The following is a 26596-nucleotide window of genomic DNA, read 5'->3' as shown; positions in this document are numbered from 1 at the left end:
CCTTTATAGTCTAATATTATACAAATTTCTCGAAATATTCAACATTTTATATGAAAAAAAATATTTTTTTATTAAATGGTATAGTATTAACACTTTGTAAACCTTTTATTGAATAAAAACGGGAGAAAAGAAACATCGCTCCCATTATTTTACCATTATATGGTGTTATTTATTGAACTTTTATGTTGTTTTCTCCAAATATACTTCTTAGAAGTACCATAGTATCTGTTTCTTCACTTAACCACAACCCTTTATCTACAGCGTACATTTTTCTTGGCTCTTTTGTACAAAGATATACAGGAGTATTCCCTCTGTAAATAGCTAAATTCTGTTTTAATTTTTTTAGTGCATCCTTCATCATAAGTTCATTTTCTATTAGGATATAAATTTTTTCACTGTTAATCTTTAGGAGTGGTTTAATATCTTCACATAATATCTTTGGTTGCTCTTCTTCCCTAATGCTAACTCTACCTTTTAGTATTACTATTTCATCCTCTTCCATTAATGATTTATACTTTTCAAATGTCCTCGGAAAAACTATTACTTCCACACTTGCGTATAAATCCTCCAAATTAATAAAAGCCATCATATCATTATTCTTTGTAACTTTCTTATTAACAAATGATATTATACCACCAATAATAACTTTATCACCATCTTTAAGTTTAAAGCTTTCACCTAACATGTCATCGCCTTCTTCAAGGCTTTCTTCTGCTACAATATCAGAAATTCTTGTATTAGTTTGTATTTTAAGTGTCTCTTCATATTCATCCAGTGGATGACCAGATAAATATATCCCCGTCATTTCTTTTTCCATAGCTAAAAGGTGTTTCTTTTTAAATTCTTTAATATTAGGATACTCTATTTCAAAATTATTATAAGTATTTTCAAAATCTAAAAATAAATTTATTTGCCCCTCAATATTTCTCTTCCTATCATTATTTACTCCATCTAATACTTTTTCATAGATTGCTAGTAGTTGTGACCTGTGAATTTTGAAATCATCAAATGCTCCTGCCTTTATAAGACTTTCTACTGCTCTCTTACTTACACAGGAAGTATCTATTTTATTACAAAAATCCATAAAACCGGTGAAATCACCTTTTTCTTCTCTGTTTCGTACAATGCTATCTATCACATTTACCCCTACATTTTTTAAAGCTGTAAGACCAAATCTTATAGTATCACCTTTTACAGTAAACCCCGCAAAGCTTTCATTTATACTAGGAGGCAGCACTCCAATGTTAATTTGCACTGCATATCTAGTATAGAAGGCTATTTTCTCACTACTACCCTTTACACTATTCAGCATAGCAGCTATAAATTCTGTTGGATAATAACACATTAAATATGCTGTTTCATATCCCACAACTGCATAGGCTGCCGCATGAGATTTATTAAAAGCGTATGACGCAAAATCCATCATTTGATCAAATATGCGGTTTGCTGCCAACTCTGTAATACCATTTCGAAGACAACCTTCAACTTCTATATTGCCAGCCTCGTCCACTATGCCATGGATGAAATTATATCTTTCCTCTTCCATAACTTTATGCTTCTTTTTAGACATTGCACGACGGACAAGATCAGATCTTCCCATTGAATACCCAGCAAGCTTTCTAACAATTTCCATAACTTGTTCTTGATATACCATTACGCCATATGTAACGCCTAAAATTTCTTCGAGTTGTGGAGTTTCATATTCAACCTTATCCATGCTATTTTTATTTCTTATATAACGTGGAATCTCAGCCATTGGGCCCGGCCTGTACAAACTTATACCTGCAATAATATCTTCTAAATTATCTGGCTTTAGTTCCTTCATAAAGCTAGTCATTCCTGCAGATTCAAGTTGAAATATCCCTACAGTCTTTCCTTCTCCGATCATCTTGTAGACCTTGTGGTCCTCAATGTCTAAATTGTCTATATCTATAGATACATTCCTATTTTCTTTAACGAAGTCTACACAATCCCTCATAACTGTAAGTGTACGAAGTCCTAGAAAATCCATTTTTAAAAGACCAAGTTCCTCAAGGGTTCCCATAGGAAATTGTGTTACTATCATTTCATCATTTTTCTGAAGAGGAACATAACTTACTAGAGGTTTTGACGCAATAACTACTCCTGCTGCGTGAGTGGAACTATGTCTTGGAAGTCCCTCTAATGCTTTTGCTACATCTATAAGCGCTTCAACTCGATTATCATCTTCATATAATACTCTGAGCTCTGCATTCATTTCAATAGCCTTATTTATAGTTATACCAATTACAGTTGGTATCATCTTAGCAATTCTATCTACCTCTGCATAGGAATAGCTCATAGCCCTTCCTACATCTCTTATGCATGCTCTAGGAGCCATTGTTCCAAATGTTATAATTTGTGATACGTTATCTGATCCATATTTTTGCACAACATAATCAATTACTGCTTGGCGTCCCTCATAACAGAAATCAGAATCTATATCTGGCATTGAAACTCTTTCAGGATTTAAAAATCTTTCAAAAATAAGACTATATTTAATAGGGTCTATCTTGGTTATGTCCAAGGTAAAAGCAACTATTGAACCTGCCGCAGAGCCCCTGCCAGGACCTGTCGGAATATCATGCTCTACTGCAAACTTTATAAAATCCCATACTATAAGAAAATAATCTACGTACCCCATTTGTTTTATTATATTGAGTTCATATTCAAGTCTATCTACGTACAACTTAGCGAATACATTTCCATCCGCTATTTCATTTATATATTCTATAGAAAAACCATTAATCATTACGTCACTAAATACATCATACCGCGTTACCATACCTTTGTAGCAGTTTTCTCTTAGGTATTCGTATGGTTCTACCCCAGGAGGTAATGGAAATTTTGGAAGCTTTGACACATGAAATTCATAATCAAAGTTACACTGCTCTGCAATTTTGACTGTATTGCTAAGCGCTTCTGGGACATATGCAAAGTTCTTTTTCATTTCCCCTGGAGCTTTTAAATAAAATTGATCTGAAGGGTATCTCATTCTGTTTTCTTCATCAACAGTTTTCGCTGTTTGGATGCAGAGTAGCACATCATGAGCCTTAGAATCCTCTTGCTCAATATAGTGAGTATCATTAGTACAAATTAATGGAATCCCTGTGTCTTTTGACAACTTAACTAAAAGCTCATTTACCTTAAACTGTTCCTGCATACCATGATATTGTAATTCTAAGTAGAAACCATCTTTGAATATTTCACTATATTTTAACGCTATAACCTTTGCTTTTTCATAATTATCTTTTAGAAGAAGGCTCTGAATCTCACCACCAAGACAAGCGCTACTTGCAATTAACCCTTCACTATGCTTTGATAAAAATTCAAAATCAACTCTTGGTTTATAATAAAAACCCTTAATTGATGCAGCCGATACTATCTGCATCAAATTCTCATACCCCAATAAATTCTTGACTAAAAGCACTAAATGATGAGTACTATTATCCCTATCAGCTTCTTTTATATTCATAGATTTAGCCGCTACATATATTTCGCAACCAATAATAGGCTTAATTCCCTGCTCTTTTGCCTGCTTATAAAATTCCACACATCCATACATTACTCCATGGTCTGTTATAGCGATACTCTTCATGCCAAGCTTCTTGGTTTTAGAAATAAGATCTTTAATCTTTCCCGAACCATCCAGCAGGCTATACTCTGTATGCACATGAAGATGCACGAAACTTCCTAAGTCCTCTTTTTCTTTTATAGCTAGTTCTTGGTTCACATTTTCACTTCCCTTCAACTTTAGAATTATTTACAAAATACCCTTGCAGAAATCATAGCCTTTGCCACAGGTTCCTTAAATGCATTGTACATACTAATTTCAACCTTAGAAAAGTGTCTTCCTTTATCCACAATTTGTGCATATATATCAATATCACTACCCATTTGTACAGGCTTCATAAAGTATGCCATAATACTATCTACTGAAATATTAATATTATTATTCTGTCTTAATGCCATTATACCCATTGTTGATAATAGCATATTAAGTGAACTCCAAGAAGCAGTACCAAAATGGTCTAGCATTTGAGGAATAATCTGGCCATTAAAGTGTAAATCATCGCCCTCATGTAAACATATGAAATTTCTTAAAATAAGATCTTCTATAGTTTCCGCAACTTGTGGCTGCCTTAATGCAAACTCCATCGCCTTTATAACATCTTCTATACTTAGAACTCCTACTAGTTTTTTCTTATTAAGTACAGGACAAATCTTTATACCATCCCACCCCATAATATGAGCAGCATAAGCTACAGTTGTTTTCGGTGTTACACTTATAGTATTTTTATTCATAACCTTATGTATTAGTTCATTTTCATCATCATGCCCTTGCAAATCTCTTAAAGTAACTATGCCAATAAGCTTCATATTCTCGTCCACCACGGGATATCTCTCATGATTAGTTTCAAACATTAATTTTCTCCAAGTAGCAATAGTATCGGTCCCTTTTAAATACTTAACATTAACTTCCATTACATCTTCAGCTAAGATAATTTCCTTCTTAATCATACTCTCATAAATAGCTTTATTTATCATACTTGCTACTGTAAAGGTATCATATGTTGAAGATAATACAGGAATACCTTTTTTATTTGCCAAGGCCTTTACTTTTTCACTACAATCAAACCCTCCAGTAATTAGCACCGCTGCCTCATTTTCAAGGGCAAGCTGTTGTGCTTCTTCGCGGTTTCCAACAATAAGTAAGTAACCTGGTCTTATATATTTGCTTATTGATTCAACATCCATTGCCCCTATTATAAATTTATTTAAGCTTCTATTTATTCCTTCTTTTCCGCCTAAAATCGTTGCATCAAGGATGCTTATAACTTCAGCATAAGTCAACGTTTCAATATTTTTTTTATTTACCTTTTCAACTCTTACGGTTCCAACCCTTGGCACGGTATTAACAATGCCTAAGTTTTCAGCTTCTTTTATAGCTCTATAAGCTGTACCCTCGCTAAGCCCTAATATACAACCGAGACCCCTTACTGAGATTTTAGTTCCAATAGAAAGGGAAAGAATATAGTTAATAACTTCTTCATGCTTTGACATTATATAATTTACCTTCCTTCTTTCCTTAGTTCTTCAGCAATTTTCTCTATTCTTCTTAATCTATGATTAATCCCAGATTTACCTACTGGCGGCTCAAGTATTGCGCCAAGTTCCTTTAGTGATTCATCTGGGTATTCTAGTCTTAACTCAGCAATTTCCCTTAAATTTTTAGGTAATCTTTGAAGCCCTATTTCCATTTGTATTAATTTAATACTTTCCACTTGTCTTACTGACGCATTTACTGTTTTACTAAGATTTGCCGTTTCGCAGTTCACAAGCCTATTTACATTATTTCTCATTTCCTTCATTATTCTTACATTTTCTAGAAATAATAATGAGTTATGTGCACCAATTATATTGAGGAGGTCTACAATCTGCTCACCCTCTTTAATATAAATTACGTAACTGCTTTTTCTTTGTATTATTTTTGATAATAGTCCATAGCTATTAATAAGAGTGCATAGTTCCTCTGCATAGTCATTATCATGCGTAACAAACTCTACATGGTAGTTTTTCTCTGGATTACTAATACTTCCACCACCTAGAAAAGCTCCTCTTATATATTTACGCTTGCACTCTTCAGCATCAATTAGTCTTTCAGGTATAGTATAATCTATTGAAAAAAAGTTCTCATCCTCGAGGACTGCCACTTGCTTTAATAAATCTTTAACACCCATTTCTTCAGTAATTATAACCACATAAACATTCTTTTTCTTAAGTGAATTACTTCTCTTAACTAGTAATCTAGGATGAATATTAAAATGTTCCTTTAATAATTTAAATATAAGTCTTGCTATTGCAGGATTCTCAGTAGTTATTTGGAAATTAACTTGTTTATTTGAACCAAGTCCAATAGTTCCACTAACCTTCATTATAGCAGCCAGCTCAGACACCGCTTCTTTCTTACTCATTTCTGTAAATCTACAAATTTCATTTTTAACCTTAGACGAAAATGACATTATACTACCCCTTACTGCGTTTATTTTCTTTAAGCCTTTGTGATAAATAAACATACTCTACTATTTTCTTTTTATCATTAAATAGCTTTTTCTCCATAATTGTTTCTACCAAAATGGTTGCAAGCTTATCTTCATCATGCCTTATATACCCTTTTCCAATTTTAACAAAATCACTCTTAATTACCTCTATGCCTTGCTTTGTAATTTCATCTTCATTTATCTTAACCATATTGGAATTATCGTTAAGATATTTTTGTTCTAAATCACTACCTATTTTCCCTATATTTACTAAAACGCAATCAATAACCTTGCATTTAGCATGTTGATGTATAGCATTTATATGGTCTTTCACACCAAAGTTATCACTTTCCCCTGGCTGAGTCATGATATTTGCCACATAAATTCTTAAGGCTCTCGTTTTATCTAATGCATTTCTTATTTCCCCTACTAACAGATTGGGAATAATGCTAGTATATAGGCTTCCCGGTCCGAGTATTACAGCATCCGCCTCATTTATAGCAACTAATGCTTCTTTAATTGCTTTCGCGTCTTTAGGTTCTATAAAAACCTCTTCAATAGCACTATTATTTTCAAGAACGCCTTTTGGTATATTTGATTCTCCATCAATTATCATTCCGTTCTTAAGTTTTGCTTTTAAAATCATATTGTCTAAAGTAACTGGGATAACCCTTCCAGTTACAGCCAGGACTGAACTCATTTTCTGCACAGCTTCTTCGAAATTATTTGAAATTCCATCCATCGCTGCTAAAAATAAATTACCAAAGTTTTGGTCCTTTAATCTTCCATCTTTAAATCTATAGCGCAATAATTCGTCCATTAGTGGTTCCGTATCTGCTAATGCTAATATACAATTCCTAATATCCCCCGGGGGAAGAATCCCTAAATCTTCTCTTAAAACCCCTGATCCCCCACCATCATCTGCTACTGTAACTATTGCAGTTATATTATTGGTATATTTCTTTAATCCTCGGAGCATAGTTGATAAACCAGTACCTCCTCCGATTACTACAATTTTAGGTCCTTTTATAAGTACCCTCTTTTCAAATATTAAATCCCCTAAGCCTTTTGAACTTATAGCTACATCTAACTTTCCTGTATTTACTAGTATAATAAAATATTTAACAATTTGTATTATAGCTACATATATCATCAACGACCCAATCACTATGAAAAGCATCGGAAAACTTATACTTCCCACAGAAGAATGTCCTTCATTTATAAGTTCAACAACACCAAAAACTAATAACAAGACACCCATAATCCCTAGAAAAATCCATCTTTTTAAGTTGATTCCAGGCTTCAGAAAATCACTCAACATCATAGCTTGTTGCCGCCTCTACTCACGTCTTCATTTATATCCCTGTGATCTATATTAGCGTTATAACCATCTTGTTCTAACATTTCATGGATTTTATTTGCTATAGCTACCGATCTGTGTCTTCCCCCAGTGCATCCTATAGACACTATGAGTTGTCTTTTTCCCTCTTTTTTATAATTTGGAATAAGAAATTGTAGCATATCTTGAAGCTTCTCTATAAATACTTTAGTCCCCTCGCACTGTAATACATAATCTCTAACAGGTTGGTCATTCCCTGAATACTGCTTAAGTTCTGGAATATAATATGGATTTGGCAAAAACCTAACATCAAATACTAAATCTGAATCCACAGGTATTCCATATTTAAATCCAAAAGAAAGCACAGTTATAATAATTTTAGTTTCTATCTGACCTTCCTCTGCATAAATATTATTTATTTCTTCTGTAAGCTCTCTTGCTGAAATTTTCGTAGTATTGATTATATGGTCAGCACGCTCACGTATATCCTTAAGTGTTTTCCGCTCAGAAGCAATTCCATTTAAAACCCTTCCCTCTGGTGCTAGCGGATGCTTTCTCCTTGTCTCTTTATATCTTTTAACAAGTACTTCATCTGTTGCTTCTAAAAACAAAATTTCATATTTATAATCTTGTTCTTTTAAAAAGGTTAAGCTTTCAAATAAATCATCAAAAAACTTTCCACCTCGAATATCTATAACTAAAGCAATTCTATCTATATTCCCGTTAGATTGATAACACGCCTCCGCAAATTTCGGAATCAATATAGGTGGCAAATTATCCACACAAAAAAATCCTAAATCCTCAAGATTTCGTATTGTTTGTGTTTTTCCAGCGCCTGATAACCCTGTCAATATAACAAATCTCATTTAAAAACCCCCCTATATAAAAAAAGTAATAACTACTACAATTGTTAATATTTTAATATTAATAATAAATTCGCTTTAAAGGCTCATTTACTGCATTGTACTAGCATAGTTTCACTTTTTATTATAACACATGGAGCGTTTATAGAAAGGTAAACATAAAAAAGAAAAAAAGTATATATTACTATTAGTGCATTCACTTCAATGCATTATACGTAATATATACTTTTTTTTGCGCATAAAAATATTTGTTATCTATTTATAAAATTTCTTTTAAAGCTTTTATAAATAACTCATTTTGTTTTAGTGTACCAATTGTAACCCTAAGCCATCGGGGCATACCTAATAAATGTCCTGGTCTTACAATAATACCTTTTAAAAGTAACTTATCAAAAACTTCCTTATCATCAATTTTTGTATCCACCATAAGAAAATTAGTGTTCGTTTCTATGTACTGCAGATTCATTAACTCAAATTGCTTATATAAATACTTTTTTCCAGCTATATTTGTTTCAGATACTAGTTTTAAAAACTCTTCATCCCTAAGTGCTGCCACCGCTGCTTTTTGTGCATATAAATTAACATCAAAAGGCCCAATAACTCTATTAAGATATGAGCATAATTCCTCGCTAGCTATTCCATATCCACATCTTAGAGATGCCAATCCGTAATATTTAGAAAAGGTTCTTAGAATAATCATATTAGGGTAATCATTTAAATATTCTAAAGAATTCGGGAATTCTTCTGAAGTTACATATTCATTGTAGGCCTCATCCATAATTATTAATACATGGTCTGGTATTTTGTTTATTACTCTCGCAAATTGTGCTTTAGTAAATATAGTTCCTGTAGGATTATTAGGGTTACAAAACCATATGATTCTTGTTTTCTCAGTTATTGCATCTACCATTTTTTCTATATGTATTGCATTATTATCCATAGGTATTACGATACTAGTAGCTCCCATAAGTTTTGTTGAATCCTCATACCTAGAGAATGTAACCGCCGCCGTTATAGATTCATCTCCTGGCTCTAAAAAAGTGTTTGCAATTACTCTGATCAATGAATCGGAGCCTGTACTGCACACAATCTGTTGGGGATTTACCCCTAGTTTTGCGCTTATTACATCCTTCAATTCGTGATTTGATGCATCTGGGTACATATGAGTTTCCTCTACTAATTCTCTTAATGCTTTTTTTACCTTTGGCGAACATCCTAATGCATTCTCATTGGACGCAAGCTTTACAACCTCCGCAAGCCCCAATTCTCTCTTAACTTCACTTATAGGCTTGCCTGCCTTATAACTCCTTAAACCCAAAATTTCTTTACGTACCATGTATTCCATAATTTCCCCCTATATGATTGTACTTACTCCTCCTTGGAAGCTCGTTCGTCTTCTCCCCATATCTTTACTTCAGTAGTAAGCTTTACCTCAAATTTCTCATAAACTACATGCTGCACAAGCTTTATCAAATCCAAAATATCCTTAGCACTAGCATCTTTTTTATTAATAATAAAACCAGAATGTTTCTCAGACACTTGAGCATCCCCAACGCAAGTACCCTTTAAATCGCAATCTTGTATAAGAACACTTGCATAATGACCCTCTGGTCTTTTAAATGTACTCCCCGCTGATGGGTATTCTAAAGGTTGTTTATCACTTCTTTTTTTCGCAAGGTCGTCCATCCTTGCTTTTATAATCTCCTTATCTCCTTCTTGGAGACTAAGGGTAACACTTATTACCGTATATCCGTGTTTTAGAATAGCGCTACTCCTATAAGAAAGCTCCATTTCGCCTTTTGCTAAAGTTAATAATTCTCCATTATTATCAAGGGCTAATATACTCTCCATAACCATAGACATTTCACCATTATATGCTCCTGCATTCATAGCTGCCGCACCACCAATGCTACCTGGAATTCCATTTGCAAATTCCATACCTTTAAGTCCTTCACCCAGTGCCACCATGGTAACATCATATAAACTTGCTCCACTTTGAGCGATTACTTTATTTCCTTTTACCTCAATTTTATTAAACTTACATAGCTTTATAACTACTCCACGAATTCCACCATCACGTACAAGTAAATTAGAACCATTTCCTATTAAATAATAATTCACATTATTATCTTTACAAATTCTTATTATTGACTGAGCTTCCATCACATCTTCCGGAGTCACTAAAATATCAGCTGGTCCCCCTACTTTAAAAGAAGTATGATTTTTCATAGGCTCATCTATCTTTATGTTTGATCCTCTAGTAACTTTATCTATTTGTTTAATTAGTTCCTCATATTTTTTCATATTCTACTCCTTGAAAATATTAATATATTTACATAATTCCAGAGCATAAAGCATATAATATATGCTTTATACCCTGGAATTATATAGTGCTTTTATTTTACCCTTTTTACTAAGATATTTCAACAATTTAACTAATCATTATTAATTATTAATTTTTCTGACATATTTGATTATTATTTCAATATTCTCTATTTACTCTTTTTAAAATATTCTAAAACACATTCCGAGGCCTTACTGTCCATAGAGGGAGTCTCCATTAGTTCCTTAACACTTGCACTTTTTATCTTATCGATGCTACCAAATTTCTTTAGTAGCTCGCGTCTTCTCTTTTCCCCTATATTAGGTATATTATCTAATATAGAATACAGAGTTCTTTTATCTCTTAAAGTTCTGTGATAAGTAATAGCGAATCTATGGACTTCATCTTGTATTCTAGTAATCAAGTGCATGCTTTGAGAATTGCCTCTCATAACTCGCTCTACATTATTATATATTAACCCTCTAGTTTTGTGCTTGTCATCCTTAACCATTCCACATACAGGTATATTAATATTAAGACTATTCAAAACCTCAAGGGCCACATTAACCTGCCCTTTTCCACCATCCATAAGAATTAAATCAGGAAATATACAGAACTTTCCTTTACTTAATTCTAAATTTCTTTCTTTTATTTTTTCCACTTCATCTAGTCCACGAGTAAACCTTCTCTCTAGTATTTCTCGCATGCTATCATAATCGTTAGCTCCTATTACTGATTTTATTTTAAACCTTCTATAATCACTGCTTTTAGGCTTTCCATCTTCAAAAACCACCATACTACCTACAGAATCCACGCCCATTATATTTGAGATATCATAGGATTCAATTCTTTCAGGTATTTCATCCAGTTCCAATAAGCCTGTAAGCTCCTCCAGTGCAATTTTGTGAATTTCCTTATCCTGCATATCCTTTAATTTAAATTGTTCAAGGGTTATCTTAGCATTATTTTCTACCATCTCTAATGTCTTTTTCTTTTCTCCCTTTTGAGGAACCTTAATCATAACTTTTGATTCTTTTTTGGAGCTGAGCCACTGCTCTAGAATCTCACCCTCATTTATGAACGGCACATATATTGTTTTAGGAATAAAGGCTGCCCCTCCATAAAATCGCTTTATAAATTCTTCTATAAGCTCATGTGCTACCTGGTCCGCTTCATCATTTAAAATAAAATGTTCACGTCCTACTATCTTACCATCTCGAAGAAAAAATACCTGAAGGCAAACATCTTTTTCATCAACATATAGATTAATAAAGTCTTCATTCTCGCAATTTCCTATTATAATCTTTTGCTTCTCATTTATTTTATCTATGGCCATGATTTTATCGCGAAACACCACCGCTTTTTCAAATTCTAAATCTTCCGATGCATTTTCCATTTTTCGCTTTAGCTCATCTTTTATATTCCTGTCTTTTCCTGCAAGTAACTGCATTGTACCTTTTATGATTTCCCCATAATCTTCTTTACTAATAAGCCCTGCACAAGGGCCTTTGCACAGCCCAATATGATAGTTCAAGCAAGTCCTAGTAGGGGGCAGTCCCTCTTTAATAGTTCGTCTACACGTCCTAAGTGGGTATATTTGTTTTATAAGTTCAATAATGCTATATACAGCTGCTGAATCTGTATACGGCCCAAAATATTTTCCGCCATCATTTGCAATGTTTCTAGTTACAAAAACCCGTGGAAATTCCTCATTTATAGTTATCTTTATAAAGGGATAGTGTTTATCATCCTTAAGCAAAATATTATATCTTGGGCTATATCTTTTAATAAGATTACACTCTAAAATAAGTGCCTCCATTTCCGAATCCGTTACTATATATTCAAACTCAGATATATTTTTCACCATAGCCTTTACTTTTACAGAATGATTTTTTGAACCCTTAAAATATTGCCTTACTCTATTTTTTAATATTTTAGCCTTACCCACATATATTATTTCACCAAGATGATTACTCATAAGATACACTCCTGGTGCATCTGGAAGAATCTTTAGTTGATATTCAAAATCAAACACATTAGCACCCCTTTAAAAATGTCGTTAAATTTCCTGGGCAATATACTACAAATTGCTCCATATATCATGTAGCTATCTTATTTCTAATAAGAAAGCCAGATATTATTTCAATATCTGACTTTCTTTACTATTATATGCATATATTTTTATGCTTTATTTTAAATAACTTTCAATAAGATCTCTAGTTACTTGGGCAGCTTTTTTACCACCAACTCCACCCTCTTCTACAATTACCGATATGGCAATTTCAGGATTATCATAGGGTGCAAATCCAGTAAACCAGGAATGAGCACCTCTTTGTGCACTAACATCAGCTTTATGATCTGCAGTACCCGTTTTTCCACTAACCTCGATGCCTGACACAGCTGCATTAGTTCCTGTACCTTCAGTTACAACGCCTCTCATTAAATCCTTCATAGTACTAGCATTTTCCTTTGATATCACTTCTCCTAGTTGCTTCGGTTCTATTTTTTTTAAAGATTTACCTTTGCTATCCAATATTTCTTTAACAAGCATTGGTTGCATCATAATACCATCATTAGCAACAGCGCTTACAACTAATGCCATTTGCATAGGAGTAGCTAAAACCTCCGCCTGGCCTATAGCACTTTGAGCGATATTACCTTTCTCATAGCTTTTATAGCTTGGAAATCTACTATTCTCTATAGTTAACCCTTCAGATGGGATATTCTTGTTAAAATAAAACTTTTCCGCGGTTTCCTTTAGTGCTTTATTTCCTAAATCAATACCTAAAGACCCAAAAAACGCATTACTAGAATGTTCATAAGCAGATTTAAAATTTAAACTTCCTAAAACCTCGTCATCAAAGTTTTTCAACAGTTGTGTTCCATTGACAACTAATTTACCATTATCCTGGTATCCCTTATTATAAACATTAGTGATATTTTCTAAAGCGCTTATCGCCGGAATAGTTTTAAATACAGACCCTGGTGGATATAATCCAGATGTCGCCCTATTAAGTAGTGGTGTACCTTCTTTATCTGCATTTAAATCTTTCATATCTCTTTCTAAATTATTTGGGTCATAAGACGGATTAGATACCATAGCTAAAACTTCTCCAGTTCTAGGATTTATCGCTACTATCGCACCTTTACATCCTGTATCCTTTAAAAGCTCATAAGCTTTGTTTTGAAGCTTTGAATCAAGAGTAGTTCTTAATCCATTTCCAACTTTCTCTTCAGTATCTTTACTGAAGAAAACAAACTTTGGAATTGCTGTCTCTCCAGCCCCCATAAGTTCTTTATCGTATTTTTTTTCAAGACCAGCAAGATTATATACGGTATCCATATACCCTATAGCATGTGCAAACACTGGACCCTTTAAATATTCCAGCTTTTGAGTAGTTTCACTTGTTTTCGTACTTTTTGTTAAAGCTTTCATATCTTTATCGTAAATTGTTCCCCTTAATACCTTATTTCTCTCAGCCGAAGTTCTCCTATTATATGCACTATCTAAAGTCTTTTCGCTCCTAAACATATATGAATAAGTTATGTAGGAAATTAAAGCAATAAAAAATATTAAAAACACCAACATGACTTTTTTTATATTATCCACAAAATCATTCATAACTTTGACCGTCCTCCGAAATTTTTTGAAGTATACCTAGTGCAAAGAAAGTTATTAACATAGAACTACCACCGGAACTAACTAATGGTAGTGTTATACCTGTTAGTGGAATAGCTCCAACTACCCCTCCTACTATAACCAATACTTGGGCAGCTATCATTGTGCTATAACCCACCGCAAGTAGTCTTGTAAATTTATCTTTGCTATAAACAGGTACCCTCATGCATCTATAAAACAGTAAAAAATATAAAATAAGGATAGCAAAGCCAGTAAGAAGGCCCATCTCCTCAGCAATAGCGGAAAAAATAAAATCTGTAGTGACTACAGGAACCATTCCAGGGTGCCCAAGCCCAAAACCCGTTCCAAAAAGACCACCGGAAGCTATAGAAATTAAAGATTGTACCACCTGATGGCCTTCATTGCTACCATATTTCCATGGGTCATTCCAGATCATGACCCTTACACGAACATGTCCAAAAAGTTTATAGCTTATAAATCCGCCTATAATAAAAAGTCCTAAACATACTAGAACATATTTAGAATTTGAAGTAGCAATATATAACATGGTTACTGAAATAGCAAAAAATAAAAGTGCTGATCCTAAATCCGTTTGCTTTACCATGAAACCAAGGGATATCATAACTACAATTCCAGGCTCAATTAAGCCCTTAATTTTCATAAGCTCTGACTTTCCCTTAAGATTTTCTCCATAATTCTGTAATGATGCTGCTAAATATGCTACCAAAGATAATTTAGCAAATTCTGATGGTTGAAAAGTAAATCCACCAATAGATATCCAGTTTTTAGCTCCATAAAGCGACTTCCCAAATATACTTCCCAATGACATAAGTATAATAGTGCATACCAAATAAAAATATTTGTACTTTCCAAACTTAGATAAGCTAGGAAAAAGCACTACTACTAAGATGAATATGGCAATTCCAACTGCATAAAAAATAAGTTGTTTAAGTGCAAGAGATGAGTCTAACCTATATAACATGGCCATACCTATAACCGCTAAAACATTTGAAAACAGCAAAATATATTTGTCACCATCCGGGAAAAATCTTCTTATTATAAAATGAGAATACGCAAACATTAAGCATATTATTGCGCACATTATTATTGCGCCTTTGTCAAACTCATTTTTACCAATAAGAAACATATTAATAAATAAAACTATGCATAGAAGATAAGTATACCTTAGAAGCTTCCGCTCCTCTTTTATCTTTTCCATACTATCACCTCTCTCGCACTCATAATTTACCCTATAACTTTAAAAATTGAAGTTCCTATTTTAATTTCATCGCCCTTTTTTATGATTACCTTGTCCGTTACTTTTTTGTTGTTTTTAAGGGTTCCATTAGTACTTCTCAGGTCTTGCAAAATATAATCTGTGTTTTTAAGATATATTCTTGCATGCTGAGATGACACGTATTTGTCCCCCAAAATTAAAAGATTATCTCCCTTTCTGCCTATGGTAAGCACATCGTTTAGAGGAATAACCGCACCGATTCTTAAATTAAAATTTTCTCCTCTTTCTATAACCTCAAGCCCCATAGTTTTCTTAATAACTGGTTTCTTCTTTGCACCACCTTTTATGTCCTTATACATTATTCTCAAAGCAAATATTATTATAATGTAAATAATCGCTATAATTGCATATCTCAAAAACAAGCTTATATTAGCCATAACTCACTTTCTCCTCTTTAAATCATAATCAAAGACTAGCATTAAATCATCTCCTGCGTAACTGCACATTTTAGCAGTAGATAAATTGGCGACTTCAGAAGGAGATTTACCCCTTTGTAGACCTCTAAAGGGGATACCAATTATTAATCGCTATCCCCTCACTTATAAAAATTGGGGAGTTCCTTCTGAAATATCGTTAAATTAGTATGCTAGCTTATTATGAATTATAACATTTTTTTAAGATATTGTCCTGTATATGAATTCACATTTAAGGATATTTCTTTTGGAGTACCACTGCACAAAATGCTACCTCCCTTATCTCCACCCTCCGGACCTAAGTCTATAACATAGTCCGCGCACTTTATAACATCTAAATTATGCTCAATTACGACTACTGTATTCCCTGAATCTACAAGTCTTTGAAGTATTTTGATAAGTTTACTAACATCATCAATATGAAGTCCTGTAGTAGGCTCATCTAAAATATAAAAGGTCTTGCCAGTGCTTCTCTTAGATAATTCAGAAGCAAGTTTAATTCTTTGAGCCTCGCCACCAGACAATTGTGTTGATGGTTGACCTAGCCTTACATATCCGAGTCCAACATCCATCAGTATTTTAAATTTGCTAGAAATTCTAGGAATATTTTCAAAGAACTTTACAGCTTCCTCAACAGTCATATTTAAGATTTCATCAATATTTTTCCCTTTATACTTAACCTCTAAAGTTTCTCTATTATACCTTTTCCCTTTGCAAACCTCACAAGGCACATACACATCAGATAAAAATTGCATTTCTATTTTAATTATTCCATCACCCTTGCAAGCCTCACATCTTCCGCCCTTTACATTAAAGCTAAATCTACCTGGCTTATAACCCCGCATCTTAGCTTCTGGACTCATTGAGAAAACATCTCGAATGATATCAAATACTCCTGTATATGTAGCCGGATTAGATCTTGGAGTACGCCCTATAGGACCTTGGTCAATATTTATAATTTTATCTATATTCTCATATCCTAAAATATCTTTATGAAGTCCAGGATTCTTCTTAGATTTATTCACCTTTTTATTAAGACCTTTGTATAGAATTTCATTAACTAAAGTACTCTTTCCAGAACCTGAAACACCAGTGACTGCAGTGAATACACCTAGCGGAAAGTCCGCGCTAACATTTTTAAGATTATTTTGCCTTGCATTAAGTATTTTTATACTATTTCCATTAGATACTCTCGTCACCTTCGGAACATCTATCTTCTTTTTACCACTTAAATATTGACCCGTAATTGACCTTTCACAGTTTTTTATATCCTCAATTGTTCCGGTAGCCACAATTTCTCCACCATGTTCGCCAGCCGCTGGCCCAACATCTACAATAAAATCTGCTGCCTTCATGGTATCTTCATCATGTTCTACCACAATTAATGTATTACCTATATCTCTTAAATGCTTTAATGTCTTTATAAGTTTATCATTATCCCTTTGATGAAGACCAATACTAGGCTCATCTAAAATATATAAAACTCCCATAAGGCTTGATCCTATCTGAGTAGCTAGCCTTATTCTCTGCGCTTCTCCACCAGACAATGTACCTGCCGCTCTAGCTAAATTCAAATAATCAAGTCCTACATCCCTTAAAAAATTAAGTCTATCATTTATTTCCTTAAAAATTTGATTAGATATAATCTTATTTTTCTCTGATAATTTGATATCTTTTAAAAATATAACTTCATCTACAATAGACATTTGACAAAACTCGCTTATATTCTTATCCCCAACAGTTACGGCTAGTGCCTCTGGGCTTAACCTTGCTCCCTTGCACTTAGGGCATGCATTATCACCCATATATTGTTCAATTTCTCTTTTTATATAATCTGACGAGGTTTCAAAATATCGTCTTTTTAAATTGTTTATAATTCCTTCATAAGAATGATTAAAAGTACCTGATCTAAACTCCTTAACATACTCCACCTTAACTTTTTCTCCATTAGTTCCGTACAGTAATATTTTAAGAATTTCTGGTTCATAGTCTTCTATAGGCGTATCTAAGCTAAACTTATATTTTTCACTTATTGCCCGAAGCACCGAAAAAGTCCAGGAATCCTCCTTAAGACTACCTTCCCCAAAAGACATAATGGCGCCGCCTTTAATACTCTTACTTTTATCTGGTATTATTAAATCCTCTTCAATTTCCATAAGAGTACCAAGGCCGTCGCAAGTATCACATTTACCATATGGAGAATTAAACGAAAACATCCTCGGAGCCAATTCTCCAAGACTAATGCCGCAATCAATGCAGGCAAAATGCTCACTAAAAAGAATATCTTCACCACCAGAAATGCTAGCAATTGCAGTCCCCTCTGCTAGTTTTAATGCACTCTCTAAAGATTCAGAAAGCCTCCCTCGAACTTCTTCTTTTACAGAAATTCTGTCTATTACTATCTCTATATTATGTTTCTTAGTCTTTGCGAGTTTTATTTCCTCTTCCAGAAGCTCTACAGTAGTACCATCTATCCTAGCGCGAACGAAACCATTTTTTTTAATATTTTCTATTATCTTGACATGTTCACCTTTTTTTCCCCTTATCACAGGAGATAAAATTGAAATCTTAGTTTTCTCTGGCATATCCATTATTCTATCCACCATCTGGTCTACAGTTTGCTGAGAAATCTCCTTACCACATTTAGGACAATGAGGCGTCCCTACTTTAGCATAAAGAAGTCTCAAATAATCATAAATTTCAGTTACAGTACCCACTGTGGAACGTGGATTTCTGTTAGTAGTTTTCTGATCTATAGAAATAGCAGGAGATAACCCCTCTATGTACTCAACATCTGGCTTATCCATATTACCTAAAAATTGCCTTGCATATGCAGATAATGACTCCACATACCTTCTTTGCCCCTCTGCATATAATGTATCAAAAGCAAGTGAAGATTTACCAGACCCTGAAAGTCCAGTAAACACTACAAATTTATCTCTCGGTATCTCCAAATCAACATTTTTTAAATTGTGAACCTTAGCACCCTTTATAAAAATTTTATCCCTCATATTTTCCTCCTCTGTTACAACACAATTATATATTTTTAATCTGCTTCTTGAGTTTATAAATTATATCGCGAAGCTGCGCCGCTCTTTCAAAATGTAAATCCTTAGCTGCTTGCTTCATCTCATTTTCATACTTATCCATTAACTTTTTAGTTTCATCGTAATTCGCATCCATCGCAGCTTCAAGGGTTTCATATACCTCTTTATCTTCCGCAACTGTTATAGATCCGATTACTTCCCTAATATCTTTTACAATAGTGGTTGGCTCTATATCATGTTCTTCATTATATTCCATCTGAATTCCTCTACGCCTTGTAGTTTCATCCATAGCCTTTTTCATAGATTTTGTAATTTTGTCTGCATACATTATTACCTTGCTCTCTGAATTTCTTGCAGCTCTTCCTATTGTTTGAATTAATGAGGTTTCAGAACGTAAAAACCCTTCTTTATCTGCATCGAGTATTGCAACAAGAGCTACTTCTGGAATATCTAATCCTTCTCTCAAAAGATTTATACCTACTAGCACATCAAAAGTACCTAGCCTAAGATCTTGGATAATTTTCATTCTTTCTATGGTATCAATATCCGAATGTAAATATGTAATTTTCATATCCATTTCTTTAAAGTATTTAGTCAAATCTTCTGACATTTTTTTTGTAAGGGTCGTAACTAAAACTCTAAAGCCTCTTTTTATTGTTTCCTGAATGATCGCATATAAATCATCTATTTGCCCCTTAACAGGCCTTATAACTATTTCAGGATCCAATAATCCTGTAGGTCTTATTACTTGTTCTGCCACATTCTCACTATGTTCTGCTTCATAAACGTTTGGAGTTGCACTTACAAAAATCGTTTCATTCATAGTACCCTCAAACTCCTGAAAAGTTAGCGGTCTATTATCATAGGCTGACTTAAGTCTAAATCCATAATCAATTAAATTAGTCTTTCTTGATTTATCCCCACCAAACATAGCTCTAACCTGCGGAAGAGTTACATGGCTCTCATCTATAAACATTAAGAAATCCTTAGGGAAATAATGCATCAATGTTTGAGGTGCTGTTCCAGCAGCCCTGCCATCTAAAATTCTAGAATAGTTCTCTATACCAGTACAGTAACCAACCTCTCTCATCATTTCAATATCATAGTTTGTTCTTTGCTTAAGTCTTTGTGCCTCTAAAGCTTTATCCTCTGAAGTAAGCTCCTTTAACCTCTCCTCAAGCTCCTGCTCTATTTGAGCTATGCCAAGTTCCAATTTATCCTTGGATGTAGCAAAATGGGAAGCCGGGAAAATAGATACATGTTTTAGGGTTCCAATAATTTCTCCTGTAAGAGAATCAAATGATCTAATCCTTTCTATCTCATCTCCAAAAAACTCTACCCTAATTCCTTCACTTGACGATGAAGCAGGGAATATATCTATAGTGTCACCTCTCACTCTAAAGGTTCCGCGAATAAAATTAATATCATTTCTTTCATACTGTATATCTACTAACTGTCTTATTACTTCATTTCTATCCTTTTCCATGCCAACCCTTAATGACACTGTAAGTTTTTTATACTCCTCGGGGTTACCAAGTCCATATATACATGAAACCGAAGCCACCACAATAACATCGTTACGCTCTAGTAATGCCGATGTAGCTGAATGTCTTAATTTATCAATATCATCGTTAACAGATGAATCTTTTTCTATAAATGTATCCGTCTGTGCAATATAAGCCTCTGGCTGATAATAATCATAATATGAAACAAAATACTCAACACAATTATCAGGAAAAAATTCTCTAAACTCTGAGCAAAGCTGTGCTGCTAAGATCTTATTATGAGCAAGCACCAATGTAGGCTTTTGAACTCTCTCAACAATATTAGCCATGGTAAAAGTCTTACCTGACCCCGTTACTCCTTTAAGAGTTTGAAACTTTTTACCTTCTTCAATTCCGCGCACAAGACTATCAATTGCCCGTGGTTGATCTCCAGTAGGTTTAAACTTTGAATGTAACTTAAACTCATGCATAAAATCACCGCCTTGTATTCCTTCTTCTGAACATTTGTTCGTTACTTCTATTTTAACTATAAATTTTTAATATGTCAATATATCCTATACTAATTCACAAAAACTATTCACCTACTATAAATTAAAAAAATCTAAAGATTATAATTAACACCCTTCATAGTTCTTTCAACAATATTTCTTGCTAATTTACCGTTAAAAATTTTCATTAGTTGCATTTTATTCTAAATTATAAATATAGATACTATATATATATATATATATAATCACCTATTTGCATCTAGACAAAATTAACGATTAATATTAGTTGATTCTCATTAAATAATAATATACTGCATAAAAAAAATATTTTAAATGGAGGAATTGTTGTGAGTATTATGAATTCTGTAGAAAAAGGTGTAAAATCTAAAATCATGGAGACTTTAATTAATTATCTAGAAAAGAACCCAGAAAGAAATGTTGACAAAATTTTTGATACTATAAAAAAACTAATAAAAGATGAGTCTCAACTAAAACAAATAGATTTTGTCTATAGTTATTACAAGAGTAACCCACCAACACATGAATATATACAAAATATATTAACTAATACAGACACAAAGTGTCTTAAGAAATTGGTTACTAATTTCTTTGCAAATGCAAATTGGTATGCTGGTGCAAAACGCAACAAATTCTTAACTGACGAAGATACAAAAATACCATTTGTTTTGCTAATCAGTCCATCTATGAGATGTCCTTTGCACTGCGTTGGATGCTATGCATCTAATTATAGTAAAGATACTGATATTCCACCTGTAGAAGTAGAGAGATTAATTAAAGAAGCAAGAGATTTGGGAATATACTGGATAATAATACTTGGGGGTGAACCTTTCTATAATGACTATCTGCTCGATATATATGAAAAATTTGATGACATGATGTTCTCCCCGTTTACTAGTGGCATTCTTATAACTGACGAAATTGCCAATAGGATACAAAAATGTTCAAATGTATTCCCAATGCTCTCGATTGAAGGCTTTGAAGAAGATACAGAATCAAGAAGAGGAAAGGGTACATTCGCAAAAGTTATACATGCTATGGATATGCTTAAAGAAAGAGGAGTTTTATTCGGAGTTTCAACATGTGTTACAAGAACTAACATAGATGATGTATTATCTGATAAGTTTACTGATATGCTAATTGAAAAAGGTTCTAAATTAAGTTGGTATTTCTTGTTTATGCCGGTAAGTTCACATCCACAGTTTGATATGATGCTTACACCAGAGCAGAGAATAAGACTTGGAAGAAGAACTAATGAAATAAGAACAACAAAACCATATTTTACAATTGATTTCTTTAATGATGCTCCACTAGTAGGGGGATGTATAGCCGGTAAATACTTCTTTCATATCAATTCGAAAGAGGACGCAGAACCATGTATATTTGCACACTTCTCAACAGTTAATTTAAAGGGAAGACCATTAATCGACGCTTTTAGGGATCCTTTCTTTAAAGAATTAAGACATAGACAGCCCTATAACAAAAATATGTTAAGGCCATGTATGATGATAGATAATACCAATGTAATAAGAGATGTATGTCAAAAGGTTGGCGCTAAACCAACTGATGCTGCTGGAGATGTTATGCTTAATGACAAAGAATTCCATGAAAATATTGACAAGGTTGCAAATGCTTTCACACCTTACGCCGATAAAGAGTGGAAGGAAACTTTTAATGAAAAAGGAAATGATGAATTATCAAAAGGTTAATTATGAACTTTCTCCTGCGTGGTTTGAAATAAGAGCTTGAAACGTGAAAGTTATCCACATTATTTTTCGCAAGCTATTCCTCTATAATAAAAAAGAAAAAAGTATATAATACTTATTAATGCATTATAAGTATTATATACTTTTTTTGCGCATAAAAATATTTGTTAGCACTCCTGGTAAGTTGGGATTAGCTTATGAAGGAATTTAACGACATTTCAGCTCCGCAGGAGATGAGTTAATACAAAATTTATAGAAAATACACAAAACAAACAAAATAGACATTATATTGACACCTCGTTGACACTCGCAATTGCTATGATTAAAAGATAGAATCGATAAAAATAAATTAATGAGGGAGATATTAAAATGAAAATTATATCTATAAAAACCAAAATTCTATCTGGCTCACTAACAGTTGGAATACTTTTATCATCTGCGAGTACAACTTTCGCAGCAACTTCTAACCCATTAAATATTGGTAAAAAAGCGCCTTTCACAAATGAATGTAAAAAAATAGACACTAAAATAAAACAGGGTTTAGGCGCAAATGTTGAAAACCTTGTAACTGCTAATACTATAACTCAAACTGATGCGAATAAAATTAAAGCTGTACTAAATAGATCTGAAGGTTCAGAAAAAACTAAAGCTATTACTACTCAAGGAAGTAAACTATATATGGATAGTAACAAGATAACTCATATAAATCCTCTAACATCCCTTGTAAGTAATGGGACTATAACTCAGGCTCAAGCCGATAAAATTATACTGAAGCAATTACATCTATACCACACTAGGGTGTTACATAGTTTACTTTAAAAATTCACTCAATATGAACTTTCTCCTGCGTGACTCCAAATAAGAGGTTGAAACGTGAAATTCCATTAAGGAATTCTAATCTTTTCGAATATAAAAGTCCCTGGCGCTCACATTCGGCATCCTGCCTCAGGTTCGCTAGCCTGACTTCCTGTCAGGCTCACGAGAATTTTACATTGGAAAAGAAGAATTTCTAAATGAAATTTCAATGTTTCTGCTTCTCTTATTTGGAATCAATTCCGGAGAAAGTCCATACTATTATGCATATCTATATCCACAGGTTGGATGAAATCTAAGGGCAGAAAAAAAAGTTATCCACATTATTTACCACAAACTGTTTCCTATATAATAGAAAAGGGGCTTGCCAAGGGTATTCCTAGCATGCTCCTGATTTTATATTTAAAGATTTATTTTCAATCATTAACCATATAGAAAATATAATTTCAAATAATATCATAACTATTGAAACCACCACCGCACTAAACATAATTCCGATAATAAGTGTAGTCAGAGATATAAGTACAGACATCACTAAATATGCCTTTGATTGATATAACCATCCAAAAGGCAGCAAATGTGCGCCGAAGATAATTGCCAAAACCATTACCATTTTATCTGGAACTGTTGGGTATACCCACATAGCAATTAGTATATATAGAAATTGATTACATGAAAATAAAACCCCTAATTTATTTAAAGGATTATCACTTGTTGAGAACTCTGCTTTTATTATCCTTGAAATCATATATGAAAGTGAATCTAGTTAAGTTTAATTAAATCCAGTTAAATATAGTTAAATTTAACTAACTGCTTAACAACACGTATAAATCAACTCTACAAAACAAAACATTCACTTAATTATACTATTATTACCGTAAATTGGATATAGTAAAAAGGAATGTAGTGTTTTACCCGAAACCCTCAATAACATCATAAAGACTATTTATATGTATTTTGTTAAATATTTGAAGTTAATATTGATATTCTGTATACTATAGTAAATGTCTCAATAGTATACAGAAGTTAATTACTATTAATGGCCTTTATAGGGGGAGTAAATATGAAAATATGGCAAAGACATGTATTAGGAATAGCTGTAGTTCCAATAATTTGGGGTATAATAGTTGATTTAAAATATGGTCACATTGCTTCATTTATAACAAGAGTAATAGGTGTAACTTTAATTGCACTTTTGTTAGAAACTGTATATGAAAAAGCTTCCAAATAAATTTGAACTACTTTATAAAAAGGAGATTTTATTTTGATTAATAAAAAAAACATATATTATATTATATTTTTTGCATCCTTATTTTCAGTTGGATTATTTACTTTTATAGCAGCTCATTTAGATAATATTGGATTTGGAATTATATATATAAAAATCCTAAGATCAATTGGTAACACATTTATTGTTATTATCGCAATTTTAGAATTTAATAAACATAAACTTATAAATAAAGATAAAAATATTGTAGTGTCAATTTTTATTTTATTTGTTTCAATTATTAATTTTATAATTATTTGGTTTTTATAGGAATAGTTCCTTAGAAGATATTTTTTATTTATTTATTTTAAAATTGATAAAAACCCCTGTAAAGTATGTATATAATACTTTATAGAGGTTTTTATACTTATTTTCCTTTTAAGTTGAAATCCAGAACTTTTGACAGCGAATTTATGTCTCCTTTAAATGGGAAACAAAGTAGTTTGTTTTCATTTTCAAAAACCATAAGAAATGGTGCTTCACTTTCGGGTATAATTATATAAACTTCATTTATAAGTGCGTTTAAACATTCTCTCTGTACCTTTACAGGTGGATCAAGCGGGATTTTAATTGCATAACCATCATCTGTAAGAGGGTCACTTTTAGCATAGATATTATCAACATTCTTTATAAAGTTTGCAACCATATTATGAATTTCTGGATTTAACTGAACTACTTTCACCACCTTTCCTTGCTTTGGATCAAAAATTTCAGCATATTTTAATCCTTCAGCATGAATCACTGTTGAATTCAACAGTATAATAAATAAGAACATAACTGACAGTGTTTTTTTAATCATAAACATCACCCATTTATTAATGTTCCCATAATGAATTGTAGTTATGTTACAGGGATTTATTTAATAAAAAATTTTTAAAATTTATTTATCTAAAACCACCGCTTTTGAATATTTAAGAAACCCCTCATCCATATTTAAAACTATCATTCCTGTTTCATTCAAATATTCAACATATGACCTAAGCATTCTTACTATTGTTGTATATCTATACTTGCTTTTTACATTAATATTAAAGCTTATAATAACAGCCTTTAGAATATCCTCCATTGTCATAGTACCATCTATGACATTATATATTCTTAATGCTCTATCCTTATAAAAACTTATATTGTCAGCAATAAGTCCTGTAATATCATCAAATATACCTTTGTGTGCCACGACATATTTGCTATATTTTAGATCATAAAGTTTTAATTTACTTAACAAATCCACACTCAGTATATAAGCGTAAGGCATTTTAGCCCCCCTCATGACTTCATAGCTTATGAGTGAATCTCCCAAATATGCAACATCATCAGGAGTAGTAATGCATATATGTGCAGGACTGTGCCCTGGTGTATGAATAATTTTAAATTTAACACCACACACAGTTACGCTATCTTGGTTGTCCAAAATCATAATATCTGTTTCACAAACCATATCTCCAAAATGCTCTAGAACATCGGATAATGTTTGGCTACTGTAATAGAGCTTTAGATTAACCGTTGAACTGCAAATAAGAGCTTCATAGGATGGCATAGCAATAATACAGTTATATTTTTCCTTCAAATATGCATTATTTCCTACATGGTCTATATGAGCATGACTGCAAATTATGGCGACTACCTTAAAGTTGTTTTTTAAAAGAAGTTCATCTATTCCTTTTCTTTCTCCTTGTGCCCATCCTGAATCCAACATAATAATTTCTTCATGATTAATTTTATAAAAAGGTATGTATGTCATTCCAGTATCAATACAAAATGTATTTCCCTTTATTTCTTTTATCTCCATATATTCACTTTCTTCCTTTTATACTCATT

At 32.8% G+C, this 26596-nt stretch carries 20 protein-coding genes; 4 read left to right on the top strand and 16 right to left on the bottom strand.

The genetic code is table 11. From position 1 onward, the window contains the following. Positions 1-169: 169 nt before the first annotated feature. The 13 genes from ACWJKE_RS15860 to uvrB all read right to left on the bottom strand — a co-directional run bounded on the left by ACWJKE_RS15860 (position 170) and on the right by uvrB (position 20956). A complete protein-coding gene (locus ACWJKE_RS15860) occupies positions 170-3751 on the bottom strand; it encodes a DNA polymerase III subunit alpha (RefSeq protein WP_366509998.1) in 3582 nt (1193 codons plus the stop codon). A gap of 26 nt (positions 3752-3777) precedes the next feature. Continuing rightward, positions 3778-5082 (bottom strand): DRTGG domain-containing protein, encoded by a 1305-nt coding sequence (locus ACWJKE_RS15855; protein ID WP_216302645.1) that lies wholly within the window; start codon positions 5080-5082, stop codon positions 3778-3780. A gap of 8 nt (positions 5083-5090) precedes the next feature. Next, complete coding sequence (gene whiA / locus ACWJKE_RS15850) at positions 5091-6041, bottom strand: DNA-binding protein WhiA (protein WP_165412424.1); 951 nt, start codon at positions 6039-6041, stop codon at positions 5091-5093. Positions 6042-6045: 4 nt separating this feature from the next. Further along, positions 6046-7383: a gluconeogenesis factor YvcK family protein gene (locus ACWJKE_RS15845; protein WP_216302644.1), complete on the bottom strand. Its 1338-nt coding sequence runs from the start codon at positions 7381-7383 to the stop codon at positions 6046-6048. Then, positions 7380-8264 carry an RNase adapter RapZ gene (gene rapZ, locus ACWJKE_RS15840; RefSeq protein WP_165412422.1) on the bottom strand — a complete coding sequence of 295 codons (885 nt, stop codon included), beginning with the start codon at positions 8262-8264 and terminating at the stop codon, positions 7380-7382. Before rapZ ends, ACWJKE_RS15845 begins: the two co-directional genes overlap by 4 nt. A 256-nt stretch (positions 8265-8520) precedes the next feature. Further along, entirely contained in the window at positions 8521-9606 is a 1086-nt protein-coding gene (gene hisC, locus ACWJKE_RS15835; RefSeq protein WP_216302643.1) for a histidinol-phosphate transaminase, read from the bottom strand. Between the two features lie 23 nt (positions 9607-9629). Then, entirely contained in the window at positions 9630-10565 is a 936-nt protein-coding gene (gene murB / locus ACWJKE_RS15830) for a UDP-N-acetylmuramate dehydrogenase (protein ID WP_462958987.1), read from the bottom strand. A 188-nt stretch (positions 10566-10753) separates the two neighbouring features. After that, the gene (uvrC, locus tag ACWJKE_RS15825) at positions 10754-12619 is read right to left on the bottom strand and encodes an excinuclease ABC subunit UvrC (protein ID WP_462952757.1); all 1866 of its coding nucleotides are present in this window, start codon (positions 12617-12619) and stop codon (positions 10754-10756) included. A 153-nt stretch (positions 12620-12772) separates the two neighbouring features. Further along, a complete protein-coding gene (locus ACWJKE_RS15820; protein WP_216302640.1) occupies positions 12773-14206 on the bottom strand; it encodes a peptidoglycan D,D-transpeptidase FtsI family protein in 1434 nt (477 codons plus the stop codon). Continuing rightward, positions 14199-15443 carry an FtsW/RodA/SpoVE family cell cycle protein gene (locus ACWJKE_RS15815; protein WP_216302639.1) on the bottom strand — a complete coding sequence of 415 codons (1245 nt, stop codon included), beginning with the start codon at positions 15441-15443 and terminating at the stop codon, positions 14199-14201. Before ACWJKE_RS15815 ends, ACWJKE_RS15820 begins: the two co-directional genes overlap by 8 nt. 26 nt (positions 15444-15469) lie before the next feature. Beyond that, entirely contained in the window at positions 15470-15898 is a 429-nt protein-coding gene (locus tag ACWJKE_RS15810; RefSeq protein WP_216302638.1) for an FHA domain-containing protein, read from the bottom strand. Between the two features lie 224 nt (positions 15899-16122). Further along, entirely contained in the window at positions 16123-18945 is a 2823-nt protein-coding gene (gene uvrA, locus ACWJKE_RS15805) for an excinuclease ABC subunit UvrA (protein ID WP_462958986.1), read from the bottom strand. Positions 18946-18970: 25 nt separating this feature from the next. Further along, positions 18971-20956 (bottom strand): excinuclease ABC subunit UvrB, encoded by a 1986-nt coding sequence (gene uvrB, locus ACWJKE_RS15800; RefSeq protein ID WP_462958985.1) that lies wholly within the window; start codon positions 20954-20956, stop codon positions 18971-18973. 365 nt (positions 20957-21321) lie between these two features. Here uvrB and ACWJKE_RS15795 point away from each other — a divergent pair, with 365 nt between their 5' ends. Beyond that, entirely contained in the window at positions 21322-22701 is a 1380-nt protein-coding gene (locus tag ACWJKE_RS15795) for a radical SAM protein (protein ID WP_216302635.1), read from the top strand. A gap of 366 nt (positions 22702-23067) precedes the next feature. Beyond that, the gene (locus ACWJKE_RS15790; RefSeq protein ID WP_462958984.1) at positions 23068-23517 is read left to right on the top strand and encodes a hypothetical protein; all 450 of its coding nucleotides are present in this window, start codon (positions 23068-23070) and stop codon (positions 23515-23517) included. Positions 23518-23890: 373 nt separating this feature from the next. Here the strand turns inward: ACWJKE_RS15790 and ACWJKE_RS15785 are convergent, their stop codons facing one another. Further along, entirely contained in the window at positions 23891-24259 is a 369-nt protein-coding gene (locus ACWJKE_RS15785) for a DUF7010 family protein (protein WP_220286151.1), read from the bottom strand. Between the two features lie 315 nt (positions 24260-24574). On the opposite strand from ACWJKE_RS15785, the gene ACWJKE_RS15780 reads away from it, so the two are divergent. Together ACWJKE_RS15780 and ACWJKE_RS15775 are read left to right on the top strand one after the other, a co-directional pair. After that, positions 24575-24742: a hypothetical protein gene (locus ACWJKE_RS15780; RefSeq protein ID WP_220286152.1), complete on the top strand. Its 168-nt coding sequence runs from the start codon at positions 24575-24577 to the stop codon at positions 24740-24742. A gap of 33 nt (positions 24743-24775) precedes the next feature. Further along, the gene (locus ACWJKE_RS15775; RefSeq protein WP_216302631.1) at positions 24776-25048 is read left to right on the top strand and encodes a hypothetical protein; all 273 of its coding nucleotides are present in this window, start codon (positions 24776-24778) and stop codon (positions 25046-25048) included. Positions 25049-25145: 97 nt separating this feature from the next. On the opposite strand, the gene ACWJKE_RS15770 is transcribed toward ACWJKE_RS15775, so the two are convergent. Together ACWJKE_RS15770 and ACWJKE_RS15765 are read right to left on the bottom strand one after the other, a co-directional pair. Further along, positions 25146-25577 carry a hypothetical protein gene (locus ACWJKE_RS15770; protein WP_220286153.1) on the bottom strand — a complete coding sequence of 144 codons (432 nt, stop codon included), beginning with the start codon at positions 25575-25577 and terminating at the stop codon, positions 25146-25148. Positions 25578-25658: 81 nt separating this feature from the next. Continuing rightward, positions 25659-26567: an MBL fold metallo-hydrolase gene (locus ACWJKE_RS15765; protein WP_462958983.1), complete on the bottom strand. Its 909-nt coding sequence runs from the start codon at positions 26565-26567 to the stop codon at positions 25659-25661. Positions 26568-26596 lie beyond the last annotated feature (29 nt).

The sequence above is a fragment of the Clostridium sp. CM036 genome, from assembly GCF_055081135.1.
The sequence above is the reverse complement of the archived record's forward strand: the minus strand, read 5'-3'. Positions and strand labels throughout refer to the sequence as shown.

What these genes read in the sequence shown, in the direction of transcription:
- ACWJKE_RS15810 (WP_216302638.1), bottom strand. Translation starts at nt 15,898, where the DNA reads ATGGCTAATATAAGCTTGTTTTTGAGATATGCAATTATAGCGATTATT.
- ACWJKE_RS15780 (WP_220286152.1), top strand. Translation starts at nt 24,575, where the DNA reads ATGAAAATATGGCAAAGACATGTATTAGGAATAGCTGTAGTTCCAATA.
- ACWJKE_RS15855 (WP_216302645.1), bottom strand. Translation starts at nt 5,082, where the DNA reads ATGTCAAAGCATGAAGAAGTTATTAACTATATTCTTTCCCTTTCTATT.
- ACWJKE_RS15790 (WP_462958984.1), top strand. Translation starts at nt 23,068, where the DNA reads ATGAAAATTATATCTATAAAAACCAAAATTCTATCTGGCTCACTAACA.
- ACWJKE_RS15765 (WP_462958983.1), bottom strand. Translation starts at nt 26,567, where the DNA reads ATGGAGATAAAAGAAATAAAGGGAAATACATTTTGTATTGATACTGGA.
- ACWJKE_RS15815 (WP_216302639.1), bottom strand. Translation starts at nt 15,443, where the DNA reads ATGGAAAAGATAAAAGAGGAGCGGAAGCTTCTAAGGTATACTTATCTT.
- uvrA (WP_462958986.1), bottom strand. Translation starts at nt 18,945, where the DNA reads ATGAGGGATAAAATTTTTATAAAGGGTGCTAAGGTTCACAATTTAAAA.
- ACWJKE_RS15820 (WP_216302640.1), bottom strand. Translation starts at nt 14,206, where the DNA reads ATGAATGATTTTGTGGATAATATAAAAAAAGTCATGTTGGTGTTTTTA.
- whiA (WP_165412424.1), bottom strand. Translation starts at nt 6,041, where the DNA reads ATGTCATTTTCGTCTAAGGTTAAAAATGAAATTTGTAGATTTACAGAA.
- hisC (WP_216302643.1), bottom strand. Translation starts at nt 9,606, where the DNA reads ATGGAATACATGGTACGTAAAGAAATTTTGGGTTTAAGGAGTTATAAG.
- ACWJKE_RS15845 (WP_216302644.1), bottom strand. Translation starts at nt 7,383, where the DNA reads ATGATGTTGAGTGATTTTCTGAAGCCTGGAATCAACTTAAAAAGATGG.
- murB (WP_462958987.1), bottom strand. Translation starts at nt 10,565, where the DNA reads ATGAAAAAATATGAGGAACTAATTAAACAAATAGATAAAGTTACTAGA.
- rapZ (WP_165412422.1), bottom strand. Translation starts at nt 8,264, where the DNA reads ATGAGATTTGTTATATTGACAGGGTTATCAGGCGCTGGAAAAACACAA.
- ACWJKE_RS15785 (WP_220286151.1), bottom strand. Translation starts at nt 24,259, where the DNA reads ATGATTTCAAGGATAATAAAAGCAGAGTTCTCAACAAGTGATAATCCT.
- uvrB (WP_462958985.1), bottom strand. Translation starts at nt 20,956, where the DNA reads ATGCATGAGTTTAAGTTACATTCAAAGTTTAAACCTACTGGAGATCAA.
- ACWJKE_RS15770 (WP_220286153.1), bottom strand. Translation starts at nt 25,577, where the DNA reads ATGATTAAAAAAACACTGTCAGTTATGTTCTTATTTATTATACTGTTG.